The following is a 19,098-nucleotide window of genomic DNA, read 5'->3' as shown; positions in this document are numbered from 1 at the left end:
ATATCAGAAAATAGTTTGCTTTGCAAGAAAAATCCAGTTTTGATGTTAGGTTTTCTAACATCAAATAATGTTGCAGCTCTGGATTTTCTTTGCTACAATGAACCTAACAAGTTAAGGAGATTGGTGATGGAGAAAGGGAAAATTATTCAAGGGATCGAAACGAACACTTCTGTGTCAGTTTTTGTTTCTACACTATTTTATATATTTTTAGCCTCCTTCTTTATTGAAGGGGGACTTTGGATTGGGAGTGAACTTGTAGGACCATTTTCCTTAGGGATCGGTTTTCTAGTGGACTTCTTTTCACCAGGAAATGGGACAGCAAGTATTCAAGAATTTTTCTACCATTATCTTCTCTATTATGAGCTTTTCAGTTTTGTAATCATACTATTTCTCTTTATTTTTTGGGTGAAGGTCATAGAGAAGAATGCTTTATCAAGCTTAGGCTTTGTAAAAAGAAATTGGCTCAAGTATCTAGTCTGGGGGATCATGATTTCACTTGTTCAAATGGGAGTGATCGCGCTTGTCTACCAAGTAAGTGGCATCGGGTCTTTTGTGTTAAATGAGCTCAGTTTAGAGCCCTTGCTTTTTATCCTAGGATTATTTCCATTTTGGCTTCTGCAAGGGGGGACGGAAGAAGTAGCGACGCGAGGTTGGCTTCTGACTCGGATTGCTGCAAGAACTAATCTGCCTTTAGCGATCGCGATTTCTAGTTGTCTCTTTGGCATTCTGCATATGGGAAATGCAGGAGTGACCTTCTTATCCGTTCTGAATATCATCCTCGATGGAGTGCTAGCTGGTCTGCTTTTTATCTATACGGATAGTATCTGGCTAGTGGTCGCCCAACACGGCACTTGGAACTATGTACAAGGAAATCTCCTTGGTTTTCAAGTCAGTGGCACAGGCGCAGATGCGTCTATCTTTAGTTTTACCATGGGAGATGGACCTGATTGGTTGACCGGAGGGGCATTTGGAGCAGAAGGATCAATCATCACCACTCTGGTTCTTCTTGTATCCCTAGTGATTGTCTATCGCTTAGGGGAGAGGAAAGAAAAGTTTGATGACTAACCTCTGTGTAATGTCTGAAAGTCATATATGAAAAAGACAAACACCAAAAATGACGTTTGTCTGCCTTCTGAGTCGAACACATATTGATGAGTTCGGCTTTTTCTATATAATAATGGGAATGATTAGCTTGACTTGTGCACCATTATGAATATTTTCTAAATGCATAGTTCCATTATGAAGTTTCATGACGCGTTTCACGAAAGATAAACCAAGTCCAAAGTGACTTTCTTGAGAGGGTGTTCTTGCTTGGTCCTCTTTATAGAAAAGATTTCCAGCATGGTGTAATACATTTTTTGAAAAAGTAGATTGATTATTCCATATGGTTAGAACTAATCGATTATTTTCTTGTGACATTGTTAGCTGGATCTTTGCATCATTTTCTTTTTGATGTTGTATTGCATTATTAATAATATTGGTGATTGCTCGAAAAAATAGATTGGAATGAATGGCAATTTGTGTTGATGGAGTTACTGTATTTGAAAAAACAAATTGTGTACTTCTAGGGAGTAACGGAGTAATATGTTCCTTCAATTGATGAGTTAATTGTTGAATCGATATATTTTCAAGTTGAATATCATGGTCGTAAAAGGTTTTGGAATATTGGATAAAGTGGTTAAAATAATCGTTTAACTGAATGCTTGCTTGCTCAAGATCTTTTAGACATTCCATTGTTTGAGGTGTTTGCTCAGTGGATTGTAAGAATTCAGCATTTCCTCTGATAACAGTTAGAGGGCTACGAAGATCATGTGCAGCGCTAGATACTTGAAACATGAGTTCTTTTTTTTGATCTTTTTCATTTTGAATTCTATTTTTTATATCAGATTGCATTTTTTCAATCAGATCGTTTGTTTCAATGAATTCTTTAATCTGCAAATGGTGATGTTCATTTTTGGTGAAATATAGTCCACTATGATAAACCATGTTCATTTCTTTTTGAATCTTGGTTAATAATTGTCTAATATTTATTACAATGATAAAAATTAAAATGATGCAAAGATAAATCCAAGAACTGACGCTAAAAAATAAAGCAAAGCGATTGACATTTTTCTCATTAATTCCAGATACAGAAGATAGAAGAGCTGGAACTATGTAAAAAAGTATCAGACATAGAAGAAATTGCCAAATGATTTTAAGGTAGGTACGCTTAATGAGTTGCTTGATTGTCAATTCTTTTTCCATTTGTATCCTCCTCCCCAAACGGTTTTGATTGGATCAATTTGATGAATCTTAAATTTTTGTCTAATTTGATAGATGTATTCAGTGATGGATCGTAGTTGTGCGTCAGAGTCTACAGGATAGAGGTAATTGTAAAGTTCTTCTATGCTAAATATTCGGTTCTCATTTTTTGCTAAAAGATAAAGTAAATCAAACTCTCTCTTGGTCAATGAAATTCTCTTTGATTGATAATAAACTTCTTGACTATCTCGATAAAAAGTTATATTTGACTCCATCTCTTCTTTAGAGGAATGGTGTGATCTTTCTTCTCTACGAAGATGCATTTGAATTCTTGCAATTAATTCTTTAATGCTGAATGGTTTTGTGATGTAATCATCTGCCCCAGCTTGTATTCCATTTAGTAAATCTTCTTCAAAATCTTTAGCGGTTAGAAATAGGATTGGAGTAGCAATTTGTGAACGAATGGAACGACAGATTTCTAAACCAGAAATAGGCATCATGACGTCAAGTAAAATTAGATCGAATCCAGTAAAGTCACAGATATTAATCTCCTCTATATTTTTACGGGTTTCCACGTGAAAGTTGTTCGCTTTTAATGTATTCGCTATTAATCGTAAGATTTTTTCATCATCGTCAATGGCTAAAATTTTATACTTCATAGTTCCTCCAATTATATGAGCATATTATAGCAAATCTAGAATGCAATTTGTTAGAAATGAAAAAAAATAATTATTCTGAGAATTTCCTGATTTTCTCCTGTTATACTTGCTCCAAGTGAAGATGGATTTTCACTAAAAGTCAGAAAGGAAAAAGAATGAATGATAACAATTCAAAAGCTACATAAGGAATATAATAATAAAATTGTCCTTCAAAACGTGTCTTTCAAAGCCAAGAAAGGTGAGATTACCGGATTGATTGGACCGAATGGATCTGGAAAATCAACTTTAATTAGAATTTTACTTGGTTTAGAAAATAGTCAAATGGGAATGGCTTTGATCGATGGAAAAAAATACTCTCAATTGGGGGATAATCCTTTTTGTATTTGTGGATCATTCCTAGATAGTTGTCAACCTTATCCAACAAGAACCGGATTTCAGCATCTTCGGTGGATTGGCTTGGCTTGTGGCGTTGACAAAAATAGGTGCAACGAATGTTTAGAGTTGGTGGGGTTAAGTGAAGCTAAAAATAAAAAAGTAAAAGACTATTCATTAGGAATGAAGCAACGTCTTGGTTTAGCAACAGCCTTATTAGCAAATCCTGACATCTTAATTTTAGATGAACCAATCAATGGACTAGATCCAGAAGGAATACGCTGGGTACGCAATTTTTTGCAGTCTTTTGTCAATGAAGGTAAAACTGTATTAATGACAAGTCATTATATGAGTGAGTTAGAATTAACTGTAGATCATCTGGTTGGTATTTCTAATGGGAAAATTGTTATTGATGCTCCTACAAAAGATATTTTGAAACAGTTTGGATCTTTTGAGGAAGCATATTTTAAGGCGCTCGAAGGGAAAGAAGGTGAATAGTATGTTGAAGCGTTCCTTTTTTAGTGACCTTTATAAATATAGTAGTTTACCTACTTTTAAAATTACTTTTTTTCTTATTTTAGGAGTCAGCATATTTTTTTCAATTCAAAATATCCAGGTGATAAATGCTTTAGTGGAAGGAAATGGTCAAGCAGTTAACCTTGATCCGTCTATGTTATCATCTAATCCAGTCTATACAGTCAGGGATGCTCTTTTATCTTCCCCCTACCAAGCAAGTGTTATTTTCTTACCAATCTTGGTTTCACTTGTTTATTCAACCCATTACCAATTTGGTGATGATAGTTTTACTCAGTTATTGATTCCTAACTGGAAAGTTCGTCTTACTGGTTTTATTGCAAGTTCGGTTGTCTTATCGTTACTTGCTACTTTAGTATTTTCTATAGTAAATGCTGTTATTTTACTCATTTTTCTAGATTCAACTTTAAAGAATTATTTAGAATTGACATTGTTCTTAGATGTCACGGTAAGAGTTATGATATTTGCAATCGTTCTTACTTTATTAGCTTTACTTTTCGTAATAGTAACGAAAAAATCAATGACTTCATTAATTGCAGATGTTTTATTATTGGTAATCACTTTATCAGGTGTTCTAAGAGGACTTTCTTCTAACATAGAGAATCTATTGCCTTTGATTGGAGCAAAGTCATTTGCTTTTGGCCGAATTGAAGGGACTCAAACGAGCCAATTTTACGGCTTTACACTTTTAGTAGTAGAAGGGATCTTGTTCTTGGTGTTCATAATGGTTGTAGAAATGATTCGAATGAGGAGGAAGAATGGCAAGAATATTATTTAGTCTTATCGTCAAAAAATATAGTTTAAAACCCGTAAAGTACCAGATAGCTATACAGTCACTTTTGATAGGTTTTGTGTGTCTCTTCGGTGTGTTACCAGTTTCAATCAATGATACTGTTGTACAATTATCTATAAAGCAAGCTCTTGTTTTTGCCTCAATGCTCTCTGTTAGTATAGGGTGTGTTAATGCATTTGTTGAGTTACAATCACACGAAACAAAACTAGTTTATTTGGTAAGTGGAAAAAGGATCTTAAGTTCAATTAGGATCCTGTTCGTAGAGTTATGTGATGTAGTACTACAATCAACCTTGTATTTCATTGTATTGCTTATATGGTTTCATTTTTTAGTAGCGAAAATGGTGTCAGTTTAGAAATTTTCAGCTTCTATTTGATTGGCTCCATCCAATACTTTTTGATTTCTTACTTTTTAAGTTATTTTTTCAAAAGTCCAATGGGGAGTTTAGCTATTTTATTGCTATTTCCTATTTTAGTACAACCATTCATAGAAAGAGTAGTGGAACCATTGACTAGTTACCTATTTTATAATATTGTTGCAGATACAATATTAGGGAGAGCTTCCTATTTGCAACTCTGTACGTACGTTATTGGACTTGTATGCTCACTTGGAGCAACTCTCTACCTCTTGGTAAGGAACCAAGAAGTTAAGTAGTAAATAAAAATGATACTGATGAGCAAACTTTTCTAATTTTGGGAGAGTGGGACAGAAATCGGTAATTCGTTAGAATTCGATTTCGTCGCCCACCTCCGCACAGTTGAGTAGGGCTGTAAAAGCTGATGAAATCAGCGTAGTAGAGCCCACTCAACCCCTGCATCTTGTTCGACAATCCAAAAACAATTAAGAGGCTATGACTTTTGTCCCAGCCTCTTGTTACGTATTGCATGGTTTTAGAATAAAAGACAAGACTTTCGAAGTAATTGCGAGAGTCTTGTTTAGTTTTTATGCTAATGCGTGTCCAATTAATTAGATTGTAATTCGCTCATGTACCAATTTAATGGATCGTTCTGTAACATGTTGTCTTCTCTCTTCATTCCTCATCTCAGAGAATTCTAATGATTTATGGTAAAATAAGGTCTATATATGTGAGGACAAAGAGATGATTAATCGAGTAACAGACAACAAATTTAAACTAGTATCCAAATACCAACCGTCTGGGGATCAACCGCAGGCCATTGAACAGTTGGTGGATAACATCGAAGGTGGCGAAAAGGCCCAAATCTTGATGGGGGCAACTGGTACGGGGAAGACCTATACTATGAGCCAGGTCATTGCCCAGGTCAATAAACCGACCTTGGTCATCGCCCACAATAAAACCCTAGCAGGCCAGCTCTATGGGGAGTTCAAGGAATTCTTTCCAGAGAATGCGGTCGAGTACTTCGTATCTTACTACGATTACTACCAGCCAGAAGCCTATGTGCCGTCGAGCGATACCTATATCGAAAAAGATAGTTCGGTCAATGATGAGATTGATAAGCTTCGTCACTCCGCAACCTCAGCTTTGTTGGAGCGTAACGATGTCATCGTTGTGGCTTCTGTCTCTTGTATTTATGGTTTGGGTTCGCCGAAGGAATATGCCGATAGCGTAGTTAGCTTGCGTCCCGGACTGGAAATTTCTCGTGATAAACTACTCAATGACTTAGTGGACATCCAGTTTGAGCGCAATGACATCGACTTTCAACGGGGCAAGTTCCGTGTTCGTGGGGATGTGGTGGAGATTTTCCCAGCTTCGCGTGATGAGCATGCCTTCCGGGTGGAGTTCTTTGGGGATGAGATTGAGCGGATTCGTGAGATCGAAGCTTTGACGGGCCAGGTTTTAGGAGATGTGGACCACTTGGCCATTTTCCCAGCTACTCACTTCGTGACCAATGATGACCATATGGAAGTGGCCATTGCCAAGATTCAGGCGGAACTTGAGGAGCAGTTGAAGGTCTTTGAGAAAGAAGGCAAGCTCTTGGAAGCTCAACGCTTGAAACAACGGACAGAGTACGATATTGAAATGCTACGGGAGATGGGCTACACCAATGGCGTCGAAAACTACTCTCGTCACATGGATGGCCGGAGTGAGGGAGAGCCACCTTACACCCTTCTTGACTTCTTCCCAGAAGATTTTCTCATCATGATCGATGAAAGTCACATGACCATGGGACAGATCAAGGGAATGTACAATGGAGACCGCTCGCGCAAGGAAATGCTGGTCAACTATGGTTTCCGTTTGCCGTCTGCCTTGGATAACCGGCCACTGCGTCGGGAGGAGTTTGAAAGCCATGTCCACCAGATTGTCTATGTGTCAGCGACCCCGGGTGATTATGAGATGGAACAAACCGATACCGTCATCGAGCAGATCATTCGTCCGACAGGTCTACTCGATCCTGAGGTGGAAGTGCGTCCGACCATGGGACAAATGGACGATCTCTTGGGTGAGATCAATGCGCGTGTAGAACGTGGAGAGCGGACCTTTGTCACTACCTTGACCAAGAAGATGGCAGAAGACTTGACCGACTATTTCAAGGAAATGGGGGTCAAGGTCAAATACATGCACTCGGACATTAAGACCTTGGAGCGGACGGAAATAATCCGTGATTTGCGTTTGGGCGTTTTTGATGTCTTGGTCGGTATTAACCTTCTTCGTGAAGGGATTGACGTACCAGAAGTCAGTCTAGTTGCTATCCTTGATGCTGACAAGGAAGGTTTCCTCCGTAACGAACGGGGGCTGATCCAGACCATCGGTCGTGCTGCCCGTAATAGTGAGGGTCATGTGATCATGTACGCAGATACTATGACTCAGTCTATGCAAAAAGCTATCGATGAAACGGCCCGTCGTCGGAAAATCCAGATGGCTTATAATAAAGAGCATGGCATTGTGCCACAAACCATCAAGAAGGAAATCCGTGACCTCATCTCTGTTACCAAGGCGGTAGCCAAAGAAGAGGACAAGGAAGTGGATATCACTAGTCTCAACCGCCAAGAGCGCAAGGAACTGGTCAAGAAACTGCAAGGCCAAATGCAAGAAGCCGTCGAAGTGCTTGACTTTGAACTAGCAGCCCAAATCCGCGATATGATGTTGGAAGTCAAGGCTTTGGATTAGTAGGAGGGAAGAATGAAGATTTTAGTCATCAATGGACACCCGGATAAGGAAAGTTACTGTCAGGCTATTTTTCAAACCATTGTCGAAACTATTGACTCCAATCGCCACGAGCTTAAAGTGATCAATCTCAATGAAGAGGGTTTTGATCCGGTCCTTCGCTACGGTTATCGAAAGCGGATGGAGGAAGATTCCTTTATCCTTCGTTCTCAAGAATGGGTCCAGTGGGCGGACCACCTAATCTTTGTCTATCCCATCTGGTGGAGCAGTATGCCGAGCCTCATGAAGGGCTGGATTGATCGGGTCTTCACACCTGGGATTGCTTACTCGGCTAATGATCAGGGCAGCTTTATCTGGAATTACCTCAGAGGCAAGCAATTCAAGAAGTTGCTCAAAGGGAAAACAGCCAGTATTTATGCAACTTCGATGGCACCTACCTGGTGGTACAAGATTTTTTCAGGCCCTCTCAACATTCCAGATAGTTATGGTATCTCTGTTTTGAAGAATGCAGTTTTGAACCACTGTGGGATTAAAACCAAGCGCGTCTCCATCTTGGGAGAAGTCGGTCGGGATGTGAACACCGCTAGCATGCGAGAGAAGCATCTTCAAAAGGTAGCAGCAGAAGTGAAGAAACTCTGATCCTGTCCTCGTCTTTGTTGGACATGTCCAGGCAAGCGGTTGTATTCTTAACGGATGTTGGATAAAATAGGAATAAAATCTATAGGAAATAGGGTAAATAAATATGTTTCTATTTATGTATATGATCTATGTCATCTATTCCATTTCACAACTGAAAAGAGAAGATAAAAGGGTCTCTCTTTTTACGAAGATTGTCGTTTATAGTTTATTGGTTTTATCATTGGTTAAGATCTATTTCGGCTTAGTGGCATTTATATTTTCCCCTTTACCACTAATTGGTTCTATAGTTTCTTTTGCTCTTGGCGGTATGAGATTCGTTCTTAGAATAGTTATAGCTCTTAGCTTACTTTTATTATCGCTAAGTCTATTTTTAGATAGTAAAAAAAATGATCCGGATGCGCCTCTAATTGATCATTGGCTCCGGTTAGGTTATCATTTTCTGTTGATGTTTCTTTAGGAGATCCAGTTTAATCCAATTATTACGAAGGGGAGACCAAACATGAGAAAGTATTTGAACATGTTTCGGATCCTGTATCTGATTCTGTTGCTTTTTGTTCTTGTGAACTTTATATTGAGCTTCTATGGTTATGCCTTTACACCGCTCCTGTGGAATCCCTGGCTGTATCTAGGAGCTGTGACGGCTATTAGTCACATTTGGTATCGTTTCTATCGAAAACATACTCCAAATTGGAAGAACCTTGTTAGTGTTCTTTTGAGTCTCTTTGCTATGGTGATTCTGGTATTTTTCATTGAGTTGTTCTTTACCTTTGATGGCCATGGTCCGGTAACAATTCACTCGGAATATTCGTTAAAAGAGAAGACCATTGTCTTTGAGAGAGGCTTTCTTTTGGATATTTTTGATGAATACCATGAGCTGGTAAATCCCTTTGTGATGAAGAAAGAGATACAAAAGAAGGTTTATATTGATTAATTGTTAATATCATAGAAAGGAAATTTATGTCACGCGCAACATCTACTGTACTTACTAATCTTTGTTTGGTAGAAGATCCTAAGGATGGAAAAGTAGTCCTCCAATACCGCTCGCCAGAGCGTTACAAGAAATGGTCTGGCTATGCCTTTCCTGGAGGTCATATCGAGGAAGGTGAAAGTCTTGCAGAATCCGTCATTCGTGAAGTTTACGAAGAGACAGGACTGACAATTGCAGATCCAAAACTCGTCGCAGTCAAAGATTGGCCATTAGACGATGGAGGCCGCTATATTGTCTTTTGCTACAAGGCAACAAGATTCTCAGGCCAACTCAGATCATCTGAAGAAGGAGAAGTTTCTTGGGTTAAGAAAGACCAATTAGAAAAGTTGGATTTATCCTATGACATGCTTCCTCTGCTGGAAGTGATGGAAGACCCGGACTTGTCTGAGTTCTATTATCGCAAACGGACAGACGATGATTGGGAAAAATTAAGATTTTAAGCAAAGGGCTAGAGGGATCTAGCTTTTTTTGCTTGTAAGGTAAAAGAAGAAAGAATATTCTATTCGTGCTTGAATCTGCTCAGAAAAAGTACTATAGTATAAGCATAAAATACAATTGTAATCTTTCATACTGTGAATAGAAAGAAGGCAAGATATGAAATTACAATTTAGAATCCTGATAGGAATTTGCTTCTTGATCGGTGCCTTAGTCTTTGCCTTTAAAAAGGAATGGTTATACGCTTTGCTGTTGCTTTTAGTTGGGGCTTCTTACCTTTATAAAGGAGTGAGTCGATGAAGAGTGAGTGTTTAAACATCAAGGGGCTAAATGTTTGGTATAAAAAAGACAAGCCCATTATAAAAGACGTGAATTTGCTTGTACCCAATCATTCTGTAGTAGGATTGATTGGTCGAAATGGAGCTGGGAAGACAACCTTGCTAAAAGCTTTAAGTAGTGTTTTTGATCATCGGCAGTATGCAGTTGAGACTGTTACCATTGAAGACAAGGTGACATCTTTTCATACGAATTTCTATAAGAGCCGTACCTATACAGTTTTTACCGAAAACAATAGTTTTTTAAACTGGGATTTTGTTCACTATTTTAATTTTGTCTGTCGTTTGTATCATCGAAAGAGAGATGAAAAGGTATTGCAGGACCTGATCTCAGGTTTTCATTTTGAAGAATTTCTCAACACCGATATCGGTAGTTTGTCAACGGGAAATAAGAAGAAAGTCTTCTTGATCACAGCTTTTTATCTCAAACCTCCCCTCCTTATATTGGACGAACCATTTGATGGCCTAGATTTTAATGCGACAGAATTTCTATATAGTTTGCTATTGCAGTATAAAGAAGAAGGCTCTATTTTGATGAGTTCGCATATCGCAGAGAGTATCGTTCGGGTGTGTGATACAGCTTATTCTATTGAAGATGGTTACCTAGACGCGATCGAATCGAATTTAGAAGATTGGTTTCATGACATCAATCGTCAGAGGGGGTAGAGCATGTTACTAGCTATTTTTAGAGATTTGGTGTCCAAAAATCGGCTCTTCCTGTTCTTAACTTCCTTAGCCTTTGCTCTTTATTACCATCTTGTTGGGGCAAAATTTTCTACGAGCTTTCAAGTCTTGCTGATCAGTACGGCTATTGTTACTGCTCTATCAACCTTTCAATTACTCTATTCCTATTTTTCGATGGAGAGGGTCCAGGCCTACTACCAGCTTCCCTTGTCTCTCAATCGTTTTAAAGGGTCTTTTCTGACGGTAACCTTTCTTCTCAATTTACTAGAGCGCGTGCTGTTATTGATCCTCTTTTTGGGAGTCAGGTTAGACCTGCTACAATCCTTTAAGCTCGTCCTCCTTTCTTTACTGGTGGTATTGAGTGTGTTTTATATCTTTATCCAGTTCAATACAAGGCCAAGTCTTCTAGGAGGAGTACTCATTTCTGTAACGACTGTTCTTACAGCATCTTCTTTATGGGTCCAACAAGTGCCCTATATGGTCTTACTTTCAGCCCTTGTTACTATCTTAATTTTTAAAAACGAGGACTTGATCGCGATTTCAAAACATGATCAGTTGCTCGTCGCAAAGAGAAGAAGTGGCAATTATTTTTGGATTTCCTTATTTCAAGAGCGCTATTTTTCCATCAATTTTGTCTTTACTCTCATCTTCCTCCTTCTCATTCTGATACAGGATTATGATGCTCCATTAAAAATCATCATCCTTTTAACGATTGCTTCTGTCAATACGCCATTAACCACCCTCATTTCCTCTGATAAAGATTTGATCGATCATGTCAAGTCCCTACCTAAGAGTCGGTTCTTTTACTTGATGTATTACCGTGTATTGCTGACTTATTTTTTATCTGTCAATCTATTTGTTGCTCTGTTATTAAAAATGGTGGTCATGCCTGACTTGGGGATTCTATTTTTACTAGGAGTGATGATTCTAGCAGTAGTTGAAGCTGTTTTGCACTTACTGATTGAAATCTATTTCCCTTTAAGAAAATGGAATTTAAAAAGAGAATGTTGGAAGCACCCAAGAAAATATATTGTGCCTAGTATCGTCTTCTTACTTAGTTGGAGTCTCCTTTTCTGCTTCTAAGGAATTGCCCCTTCGCTTGTATCTGCTTCTTAATTGTAGTATGATAGAGGAGTTGAAAAGATGCTAGAAAAGGTGGCAAGTAATATGAAAGATTTTCACTTTGATGCAATTGCTGCATTTGAAAATTACGAAATCGAAAAGATGAGAGATGGCCATGTGGTGGTGACAACCAAGGTCGTGGAATCATCGCTTAATTATTATGGAAATGCGCACGGAGGCTATCTCTTTACCCTGTGTGACCAAGTCAGTGGGTTGGTCGTGGTTTCTCAAGGGGTCGATGGGGTGACCTTGCAATCCTCGATTAATTACTTGAAAGCAGGGCGTCTGGGGGATGTCCTCACGATCCATGGCGAATGTGTCCACAGTGGACGGACGACTCGAGTTGTGGATGTCGATATTACCAATCAAGATGGGGCCAATGTCTGCAAGGCAACCTTTACAATGTTTGTTACGGGAGTGAGAGATGAATCCGCACAAGTACGCATTTAAAAACTATATTTTTGATTTTTATGGAACCTTGGTCGACATCGAAACCGATGAGTCGAGTCCCATTTTATGGGATACCATGGCTCAGATCTACCAATCCTACGGGGCAAGCTACACAGGAGAAGGCTTGCGCCTGCGTTATAAAGAGTTGGTGCAACAAGCCGAAGAAGACTTGGCTAAGGAAAAACAAGTTGCCTACCCAGAGATTGATCTAACGGTCATCTTTGTGCAATTGTATTTAGAAAGTCATCCAAGTGGAAATAGTGTTTCCCACCTCAAAGAGTGGGGACGTTTGATTGCGCGGACTTTCCGTGTCCTTTCTCGCAAGCGGTTGGAGCTTTATCTTCATACGAAAGAAGTATTAGAGGATATGAAAGCTGCAGGTTGCCGAATCTTTCTCTTATCCAATGCCCAAGCAGATTTTACCAATCCGGAGATTGATTTGGTTGGTTTGAGAGAACTTTTCCATGCCATTTACTTGTCATCTGATGCAGGTATTCGCAAACCTCAGCCAGAGTTTCTCTTGGAAGTGATGAAAGAACACCAGTTGAACCCTGAGAAAACGGTCATGGTGGGGAATGACTTTACAACAGATGTCGCTGTTGCCAAAAGTATCGGGATGGAGAGTATCTTGATCAATACCTTCCCATACTCTGATGCTGAACTGCGCGAGAAGAATCAAGCAGGCGTGCGCGTGATTCGAGATATTCAAGAATTGCAGGAAGATTGAAAATATCATCCATGTAGGGAGGCCAAGTTGCCTCCTTTTTTCTTGAAAATGCTACAGTAGAACAGGATTTGTCAAATTTTCGCTTTCATGGTATACTATGAAAGTTAATTTGAATAAGGAGATAAAAATGAATAACTTACCAAACTGTCCAAAATGTAACTCTGAATACGTCTATGAAGATGGAGCGCTCTTGGTGTGCCCAGAGTGTGCGTATGAATGGAACCCAGCTGAGGTCGAAGAAGAAGAGGGTGTCGTAGCGATTGACGCCAACGGAAACAAATTGGCTGATGGCGATACGGTGACCTTGATCAAAGATTTGAAAGTGAAGGGTGCACCGAAAGATTTGAAACAAGGTACGCGCGTGAAAAACATCCGTATCGTGGAAGGGGACCACAACATCGATTGTAAGATTGATGGTTTTGGCGCAATGAAGCTCAAATCAGAATTTGTCAAGAAAATCTAAAGAAAAGTACACAAATTAATAGAGTTGTTTAAGTTTATAATGGAACTTTCCGCTGTGAGAAAAGTAGTTGAAACAGTATTGTTTCAAGTACTCGGGAGTTTTGAAACTTTAGGTTCAAAACTAAGTCATGGAACTTCGTAGAAGTTCGCTGACGTCCGTCCTCACTTAAGGAAAGTTACTGATTAAACTGAAGGGGCTACCCCCTTTTCTTTCAGGAGAATACTATGAAATTCAAACTATTATTTAGCTATCGTTTTCTATTGTTTATCTTAAGTGTACTCGGTGTTTATCTGCAACTGACCAAGCATGGTGGCTTTGGCATGATGCTCTATTACACCATTTTATCTAACATGTTGGTCATGTTCTTTATGGGAGATATGGTTTGGCGCATGGTTCGAGGGCGTTCGACCCAGACTCAGGGCTACCTTCGTATGAAGGGGGCAGTTACCATGTCTATTATGATCACCTGTGTCATCTACCACTTTATGCTAGCACCCATCGCGACACCTGAGAAGTTTTATCGTTTGGAAAACTTCCTTTGTCATTACATCGTTCCTTTGATGTTCTTCTTTGATACCCTAGTGATTGATAAAGCCAAGCAATACCGTAAGCTCGATCCCTTCCTTTGGACCTTGATTCCCCTCGCTTACATGCTCTTTGCCCTTCTCAATGGGTTGGTCTTGAAGTGGCCAATTCCAGGTGCAAAAGATAGTCCCTTTGCCTATTTCTTTATCAATGTTAATAAATACGGCTGGGGCTTTGTTGGCAAATGGGTGGTGATCATCTTTATCGCTTACCTCTTAGCTGGCTATGTACTCTATGGGATTAAAAATATCAAGCGGAAATCGGCTGTTTCTTAGTAAAAACCGAACATTATTCGGACGAAAAGTCTTGTTTTTAAATTTTTTTGAAAAATGTTGAGTTTTTTCTTGCATGTCGTTTGAAACTGTGATATAGTTATCTCAATTAAATAAATCCTTTAATCCTGTCCCGTGAGGCAGGCAAGGAGACTGTGAAAAACAATGGCTAGGACCATAGGGCGAGACTCTATCCTCTTAGACCATTCATTTGCTGAACCTCCTTGAAAAAGGAGGTTTTTCTTTTACAACTAAGGAGGACTGAATGAAAACCAAAGAAGTCGTTGATGATTTGACGATGAAACGGGCCATTACTCGGATCACCTACGAAATCATTGAACGAAACAAAGATTTAAGCCAGATTGTGCTGGTGGGGATCAAGACGCGTGGTGTTTACATCGCTCGCCGGATCCAAGAACGCCTCTCTCAGCTGGAACAAATCGATGTCCCTGTTGCAGAACTAGATACCAAGCCTTTCCGAGATGACATGAAGGCGACTGAGGATACAACGGTCTTACCAGTTGATATCGCTCATAGAGAAGTCATTTTGATCGATGATGTCCTCTATACAGGTCGCACGATACGCGCTGCCATTGATAATCTGGTCAGTCACGGTCGTCCTGCTCGAGTGAGTCTGGCGGTTCTAGTCGACCGTGGGCATCGGGAGTTGCCGATTCGTCCGGACTTTGTTGGGAAAAATATCCCGACAAGTAAGTCAGAGGAAATCATTGTCGAGATGGTGGAGCTAGACGGTCAAGACCGCGTCCTCATCAAAGAAGCTTAAATAAATTGTAAACTATTTGCATTCACATTATAAAAGGAGAAACAACATGTCTGAAAATCAAATCGCTCTTAAAAACCTTGTCTCAATGGAAACTCTTACCAATGAAGAAGTAATGGCATTGATCAAACGTGGGATTGAGTTCAAAAACGGAGCTAAAGCAGCCTACGAAGACCAACACATCATCTCAAACCTTTTCTTTGAACCTTCAACTCGTACCCACAAAGCCTTTGAAGTGGCAGAGTTGAAATTGGGATGTGATCTCCTTGACTTTGATGTGAAGACAAGCTCTGTGAACAAAGGGGAAACACTTTACGATACCATCTTAACCATGTCAGCTCTTGGTGTAGATGTCTGCGTCATCCGTCACCCTGAAGTGGACTACTACAAAGAATTGGTTGAAAGCCCAACGATCACTGCATCTATCGTCAATGGTGGGGACGGTTCAGGTCAACACCCAAGCCAAAGCTTGCTTGATTTGATGACCATCTACCAAGAATTCGGTCACTTTGATGGCTTGAAAGTTTGTATCGCTGGGGACTTGGATCACTCACGTGTGGCAAAATCAAATATGCAAATCTTGAAACGTTTGGGAGCAACCCTCTACTTTGCAGGTCCAGACGAATGGAGAAGTGCGGAATTTGAAGACTATGGAACCTTCGTCACTATCGATGAAGTCATTGAAGATGTAGATGTGATGATGTTCTTGCGTGTGCAACACGAACGTCATGATTACGAATCACTCTTCTCTAAAGAAAACTACCACCGTCTTCATGGTTTGACTCAAGAACGTTATGACCGTATGAAAGATACAGCGATCTTGATGCACCCAGCACCAGTCAACCGTGACGTTGAAATTGCGGACCACTTGGTAGAAGCTCCTAAATCACGCATCGTAGAACAAATGACCAACGGTGTCTTTGTCCGTATGGCCATCATTGAAGCCGTCCTTAAAGGTCGCGGTGCAAAATAAGATAACTGACAATTCATTGAAAGGAAAGGAAGAGGACAGAGTAGAGAGCTACATGGAATCTGACTTTCCTTTTTTTGAGGAACTATGATAAAATTGGACTAGTGTAAAAGAAGGGAGGGGTTCGATGAAACGATTATTGGTCCTAGAGGATGGGACTGTATTTGAAGGGGAAGCCTTTGGTGCAGACCTATATGTGACTGGTGAGTTGGTCTTTACCACAGCCATGACAGGCTATCAAGAATTGATCACGGATCAGGCTTTTAGTGGCCAGATTCTCTCCTTTACCTTCCCGGTTATTGGTGCAGCAGGGATCAATCGGGATGATTCTGAATCCATTACACCCACTTGTTTGGCAGTAGTGGTTCAGCATCTAGTGGAGATGCCGAGCAATTGGCGGCAACAGATGACCTTGGATGAATTCTTGAAGCGAAAAAAAATCCCTGGTATTGTAGGGATTGATACGAGACAGGTGGCAAAAATTGTCCGCAAGTATGGACGGATGAAGGCGACTGTCATTAACAAGGGGGATTCAATTGAGCATATTTTGGATCAGTTGCGAGCGACAGTCCTTCCCAAAGACCAAGTGCGTCAAGTCTCGACAAAAACAGCCTATGCTGTACCAGGATTTGGAAAGAGTATTGCCTTGATTGATTTAGGTGTCAAACACTCTGTCTTACGCCAGCTGAGTCAAAGGGACTGTAATGTGACAGTTTATCCCTATGATATCTCTTATGATGAACTGATGGAACAGCAGCCCGATGGCGTTATTTTATCCAGTGGGCCTGGAGATCCCCATCAGGTGAAAAAACTCTGCCGCTTGATCAAAAAGCTCAATGGACAGATTCCGATCTGGGGCATGGGCTTGGGAGCACAGGTACTGGCTCAAGCTTATGGAGCGGAGCTAGCTCCCATGGAAGTTGGACACTTCGGATTAAATATTCCTGTTCGTGAAATTGCGACAGGAAAAATTGAGATGACTAGTCAAAATCACTTGTATAGTATCGTACGCGATAGCCTACCCCATGATTTATTGGTCACGCATGAAAACGTCAATGACCATAGTATCGAAGCTTTTCGCCATCGTTACCAACCGATTTTAGGGGTTCAATTCCAAGTGGATGCTAGTCCAGGGCCAAGGGAAAATCTCTATTTTTACGATGAATTTTTAGAATTAATTGATGCCAAAATTCACGAAGGTAGAAGGGAGAAGGAATGATGAATCAAAACCAGAAATTGCTTCTCCTATGTGGGGATTCTTATCAGGATATTAGCCTCTTGGCTGCGGTAAATGAAGCACAAAAACTCAATGCCAAGGATGGGAATGCTCTGGTCCTTTATCTGGGCGAAGAAAATACTATCACCCAAGAAGCTGGAGAACAGGTTGTAGTCAGTAAGCTTAAGCTGGATGCTCTTAGGACGATTCTTCTTTCTTATACTGGATCTCGTTTGCTCTTAGCCTTTGCGGATAAACAGATTTTGAATCTCTTGTTTCGTTTGGAGGAAACTGGATTTTTCAAAGAAGTATCGATTAGGATTGTGGGACCGAGCCTTCAACGTTATCGTAGTTTTTATCAGCAGGCAGATCAACGACGACTCTTTCAAGAGCTGGGTTATCAGGTACCCGCTTCCGCACTGGTTGGCTCGGTTCGCGAAGCCATCGAGTTTTCTGAAGGCATTCAATTTCCTATTATGATCTGGCCGGTAGCGAGCAAGCAAGGGCAGGGGCGAAAGATTGCCCATAACCTGGATGACTTGTGCGAAGCAGTAGAAACGGGACTTTCGGTCTCTCCAAGTCAGCAGTGTTTGCTAGAATTTTCGACCTATGGCTTTAAGGAATTGGATTTTGTCGTTATGCGAGATCGCGAAGACAATCACTACCTGGCGGCCTCTATCGAAAGCATTGATCCTGTCGGGATCCACTCTAGTGACTCTTATCAATTTATGCCAGCGGTCACCCTTACTGACCGGGAGTTTCAAAATCTTCGAGAAGCAGCGATCCATATCAGTCGCTATTTGAAACTGACAGGAGCTATTTCCATCAAGTTTGCATTGGATCCGACGAGCTATGCTTTTTATATCTTAGAGGTTAATCCATTTGCATCAGATAGTATCTCGATGGCCTCTATGGGCTTGGGCTATTCCTTGTTTGAGCAAGGAGTTCAGCTACAATTAGGGCGATCTCTCGAGCATTTGCTTCACCCTTTATTAAAGGATCTAAAGGCTGTCTATGAACCAAGTTTGGACTATATCTTCTTTAAGATTCCGATTTTTTCGGATGCTGCTAAAAATGCCCGCCTCAATACCCAAATTCACTCTTATGGGGCAGTTTATGGATTTGGGAAGAGAATCGATGAAGCTTATCAACAAGCCCTAGAAACCATTAAAGACAAGAACTTGCTGACCATCCTTCCTGAGGAAATGAGCGATGATGAATTAATCCAGAAAATTGCTCGTCATATGCCCCACCGGCTCTTCTATATCTTAGAAGCCTTGAAACGTGGTTTTGAGTTTGAGGAACTCTTGGATTTGAGTAAATTAGCCCCAATTTATTTGCAGGTTTTGGCTAATCTAGTGGAGTTAGAAAAAGGAGCAGAAGTTGCAACAAGCCCAGCCTTTCTTCCGGTTGAGCCATCAGCTGGCTTATATGAGGTCAAAGCGGGAGCAGCCTATTATCTGACCCAGAATGGAACCAATGAATCATTGGCTTTGGACGCTGCTTGTGTCTTGGTGGATGATCTAGAAATCGGTGATGAGCGTTTTTACCAAAAGGTGAGAAAGAAAGTGAAAGAGCTGAAAGAAAAAGGACAACAGGTGATCTTACTCACGAATCGTCCTTTTACAGAATCTTTGGCAGATAAAGTCTATTATCTTCCTATTAATGAGACAAGCCTTCACCTGATTCAGACCATTGATCAGGTCAAAGATATTGTCAAGCTTTCTAATAGACAATAAAGGATCCG

At 40.3% G+C, this 19,098-nt stretch carries 20 protein-coding genes; 18 read left to right on the top strand and 2 right to left on the bottom strand.

Annotated features, from left to right (window positions below; all coding sequences use genetic code 11):
- Positions 1-126: 126 nt before the first annotated feature.
- On the top strand, positions 127-1,065 hold the full coding sequence (locus WKT08_RS01240; RefSeq protein ID WP_340279587.1) for a CPBP family intramembrane glutamic endopeptidase: 939 nt from the start codon (positions 127-129) through the stop codon (positions 1,063-1,065).
- A gap of 102 nt (positions 1,066-1,167) precedes the next feature.
- On the opposite strand, the gene WKT08_RS01235 is transcribed toward WKT08_RS01240, so the two are convergent.
- Together WKT08_RS01235 and WKT08_RS01230 are read right to left on the bottom strand one after the other, a co-directional pair.
- Positions 1,168-2,244 carry a sensor histidine kinase gene (locus WKT08_RS01235; RefSeq protein WP_003001732.1) on the bottom strand — a complete coding sequence of 359 codons (1,077 nt, stop codon included), beginning with the start codon at positions 2,242-2,244 and terminating at the stop codon, positions 1,168-1,170.
- Positions 2,229-2,900, bottom strand: a complete 672-nt coding sequence (locus tag WKT08_RS01230; protein WP_118095237.1) for a response regulator transcription factor — start codon at positions 2,898-2,900, stop codon at positions 2,229-2,231. The genes WKT08_RS01235 and WKT08_RS01230 overlap by 16 nt, the downstream gene beginning before the upstream one ends.
- A gap of 159 nt (positions 2,901-3,059) precedes the next feature.
- Between WKT08_RS01230 and WKT08_RS01225 the strand changes: the two genes are divergently transcribed.
- From WKT08_RS01225 to WKT08_RS01145, 17 genes are all read left to right on the top strand, one after another.
- The gene (locus WKT08_RS01225; RefSeq protein WP_049505934.1) at positions 3,060-3,770 is read left to right on the top strand and encodes an ABC transporter ATP-binding protein; all 711 of its coding nucleotides are present in this window, start codon (positions 3,060-3,062) and stop codon (positions 3,768-3,770) included.
- Position 3,771: 1 nt separating this feature from the next.
- Complete coding sequence (locus WKT08_RS01220; protein WP_340279586.1) at positions 3,772-4,584, top strand: hypothetical protein; 813 nt, start codon at positions 3,772-3,774, stop codon at positions 4,582-4,584.
- A 1,114-nt stretch (positions 4,585-5,698) separates the two neighbouring features.
- Positions 5,699-7,687 (top strand): excinuclease ABC subunit UvrB, encoded by a 1,989-nt coding sequence (gene uvrB, locus WKT08_RS01215; protein ID WP_215194472.1) that lies wholly within the window; start codon positions 5,699-5,701, stop codon positions 7,685-7,687.
- Positions 7,688-7,699: 12 nt separating this feature from the next.
- Complete coding sequence (locus tag WKT08_RS01210; protein ID WP_340279585.1) at positions 7,700-8,323, top strand: NAD(P)H-dependent oxidoreductase; 624 nt, start codon at positions 7,700-7,702, stop codon at positions 8,321-8,323.
- 499 nt (positions 8,324-8,822) lie between these two features.
- On the top strand, positions 8,823-9,254 hold the full coding sequence (locus WKT08_RS01205; protein WP_340279584.1) for a hypothetical protein: 432 nt from the start codon (positions 8,823-8,825) through the stop codon (positions 9,252-9,254).
- Positions 9,255-9,280: 26 nt separating this feature from the next.
- Positions 9,281-9,751 carry an 8-oxo-dGTP diphosphatase gene (locus tag WKT08_RS01200; RefSeq protein WP_340279583.1) on the top strand — a complete coding sequence of 157 codons (471 nt, stop codon included), beginning with the start codon at positions 9,281-9,283 and terminating at the stop codon, positions 9,749-9,751.
- 154 nt (positions 9,752-9,905) lie between these two features.
- The gene (locus tag WKT08_RS01195; RefSeq protein ID WP_340279582.1) at positions 9,906-10,046 is read left to right on the top strand and encodes a hypothetical protein; all 141 of its coding nucleotides are present in this window, start codon (positions 9,906-9,908) and stop codon (positions 10,044-10,046) included.
- Complete coding sequence (locus WKT08_RS01190; protein ID WP_340279581.1) at positions 10,043-10,747, top strand: ATP-binding cassette domain-containing protein; 705 nt, start codon at positions 10,043-10,045, stop codon at positions 10,745-10,747. The genes WKT08_RS01195 and WKT08_RS01190 overlap by 4 nt, the downstream gene beginning before the upstream one ends.
- Before the next feature lie 3 nt (positions 10,748-10,750).
- The gene (locus WKT08_RS01185) at positions 10,751-11,848 is read left to right on the top strand and encodes a hypothetical protein (RefSeq protein ID WP_340279579.1); all 1,098 of its coding nucleotides are present in this window, start codon (positions 10,751-10,753) and stop codon (positions 11,846-11,848) included.
- A gap of 84 nt (positions 11,849-11,932) precedes the next feature.
- Positions 11,933-12,337, top strand: coding sequence for a PaaI family thioesterase (locus tag WKT08_RS01180; protein ID WP_003016342.1), 405 nt, complete (start codon positions 11,933-11,935; stop codon positions 12,335-12,337).
- The gene (locus WKT08_RS01175; protein ID WP_340279578.1) at positions 12,312-13,064 is read left to right on the top strand and encodes an HAD family hydrolase; all 753 of its coding nucleotides are present in this window, start codon (positions 12,312-12,314) and stop codon (positions 13,062-13,064) included. The genes WKT08_RS01180 and WKT08_RS01175 overlap by 26 nt, the downstream gene beginning before the upstream one ends.
- 127 nt (positions 13,065-13,191) lie before the next feature.
- Entirely contained in the window at positions 13,192-13,527 is a 336-nt protein-coding gene (locus WKT08_RS01170; RefSeq protein WP_003016288.1) for a zinc ribbon domain-containing protein YjdM, read from the top strand.
- A gap of 224 nt (positions 13,528-13,751) precedes the next feature.
- Positions 13,752-14,387, top strand: a complete 636-nt coding sequence (locus tag WKT08_RS01165) for a Pr6Pr family membrane protein (RefSeq protein ID WP_227197760.1) — start codon at positions 13,752-13,754, stop codon at positions 14,385-14,387.
- A gap of 262 nt (positions 14,388-14,649) precedes the next feature.
- Entirely contained in the window at positions 14,650-15,168 is a 519-nt protein-coding gene (pyrR, locus tag WKT08_RS01160; RefSeq protein WP_003001719.1) for a bifunctional pyr operon transcriptional regulator/uracil phosphoribosyltransferase PyrR, read from the top strand.
- A gap of 46 nt (positions 15,169-15,214) precedes the next feature.
- Positions 15,215-16,138, top strand: a complete 924-nt coding sequence (locus WKT08_RS01155; protein WP_049488079.1) for an aspartate carbamoyltransferase catalytic subunit — start codon at positions 15,215-15,217, stop codon at positions 16,136-16,138.
- Between the two features lie 124 nt (positions 16,139-16,262).
- Complete coding sequence (locus tag WKT08_RS01150) at positions 16,263-17,354, top strand: carbamoyl phosphate synthase small subunit (RefSeq protein ID WP_227197761.1); 1,092 nt, start codon at positions 16,263-16,265, stop codon at positions 17,352-17,354.
- Positions 17,351-19,090, top strand: coding sequence for an ATP-binding protein (locus WKT08_RS01145; protein WP_340279574.1), 1,740 nt, complete (start codon positions 17,351-17,353; stop codon positions 19,088-19,090). The genes WKT08_RS01150 and WKT08_RS01145 overlap by 4 nt, the downstream gene beginning before the upstream one ends.
- The last annotated feature ends 8 nt before the right edge of the window (positions 19,091-19,098 follow it).

This window comes from Streptococcus sp. HCA-5024, from assembly GCF_037890265.1.
Lineage (GTDB): Bacteria > Bacillota > Bacilli > Lactobacillales > Streptococcaceae > Streptococcus > Streptococcus lingualis.
Note: the sequence above shows the minus strand (reverse complement) of the source record. Positions and strands in the feature narration are given on the sequence as shown.

Excerpts from the sequence above, each read along its gene's own strand:
- WKT08_RS01240 (WP_340279587.1), top strand. The coding sequence starts at position 127 with ATGGAGAAAGGGAAAATTATTCAAGGGATCGAAACGAACACTTCTGTG.
- WKT08_RS01235 (WP_003001732.1), bottom strand. The coding sequence starts at position 2,244 with ATGGAAAAAGAATTGACAATCAAGCAACTCATTAAGCGTACCTACCTT.
- WKT08_RS01230 (WP_118095237.1), bottom strand. The coding sequence starts at position 2,900 with ATGAAGTATAAAATTTTAGCCATTGACGATGATGAAAAAATCTTACGA.
- WKT08_RS01225 (WP_049505934.1), top strand. The coding sequence starts at position 3,060 with ATGATAACAATTCAAAAGCTACATAAGGAATATAATAATAAAATTGTC.
- WKT08_RS01220 (WP_340279586.1), top strand. The coding sequence starts at position 3,772 with ATGTTGAAGCGTTCCTTTTTTAGTGACCTTTATAAATATAGTAGTTTA.
- uvrB (WP_215194472.1), top strand. The coding sequence starts at position 5,699 with ATGATTAATCGAGTAACAGACAACAAATTTAAACTAGTATCCAAATAC.
- WKT08_RS01210 (WP_340279585.1), top strand. The coding sequence starts at position 7,700 with ATGAAGATTTTAGTCATCAATGGACACCCGGATAAGGAAAGTTACTGT.
- WKT08_RS01205 (WP_340279584.1), top strand. The coding sequence starts at position 8,823 with ATGAGAAAGTATTTGAACATGTTTCGGATCCTGTATCTGATTCTGTTG.
- WKT08_RS01200 (WP_340279583.1), top strand. The coding sequence starts at position 9,281 with ATGTCACGCGCAACATCTACTGTACTTACTAATCTTTGTTTGGTAGAA.
- WKT08_RS01195 (WP_340279582.1), top strand. The coding sequence starts at position 9,906 with ATGAAATTACAATTTAGAATCCTGATAGGAATTTGCTTCTTGATCGGT.
- WKT08_RS01190 (WP_340279581.1), top strand. The coding sequence starts at position 10,043 with ATGAAGAGTGAGTGTTTAAACATCAAGGGGCTAAATGTTTGGTATAAA.
- WKT08_RS01185 (WP_340279579.1), top strand. The coding sequence starts at position 10,751 with ATGTTACTAGCTATTTTTAGAGATTTGGTGTCCAAAAATCGGCTCTTC.
- WKT08_RS01180 (WP_003016342.1), top strand. The coding sequence starts at position 11,933 with ATGAAAGATTTTCACTTTGATGCAATTGCTGCATTTGAAAATTACGAA.
- WKT08_RS01175 (WP_340279578.1), top strand. The coding sequence starts at position 12,312 with ATGAATCCGCACAAGTACGCATTTAAAAACTATATTTTTGATTTTTAT.
- WKT08_RS01170 (WP_003016288.1), top strand. The coding sequence starts at position 13,192 with ATGAATAACTTACCAAACTGTCCAAAATGTAACTCTGAATACGTCTAT.
- WKT08_RS01165 (WP_227197760.1), top strand. The coding sequence starts at position 13,752 with ATGAAATTCAAACTATTATTTAGCTATCGTTTTCTATTGTTTATCTTA.
- pyrR (WP_003001719.1), top strand. The coding sequence starts at position 14,650 with ATGAAAACCAAAGAAGTCGTTGATGATTTGACGATGAAACGGGCCATT.
- WKT08_RS01155 (WP_049488079.1), top strand. The coding sequence starts at position 15,215 with ATGTCTGAAAATCAAATCGCTCTTAAAAACCTTGTCTCAATGGAAACT.
- WKT08_RS01150 (WP_227197761.1), top strand. The coding sequence starts at position 16,263 with ATGAAACGATTATTGGTCCTAGAGGATGGGACTGTATTTGAAGGGGAA.
- WKT08_RS01145 (WP_340279574.1), top strand. The coding sequence starts at position 17,351 with ATGATGAATCAAAACCAGAAATTGCTTCTCCTATGTGGGGATTCTTAT.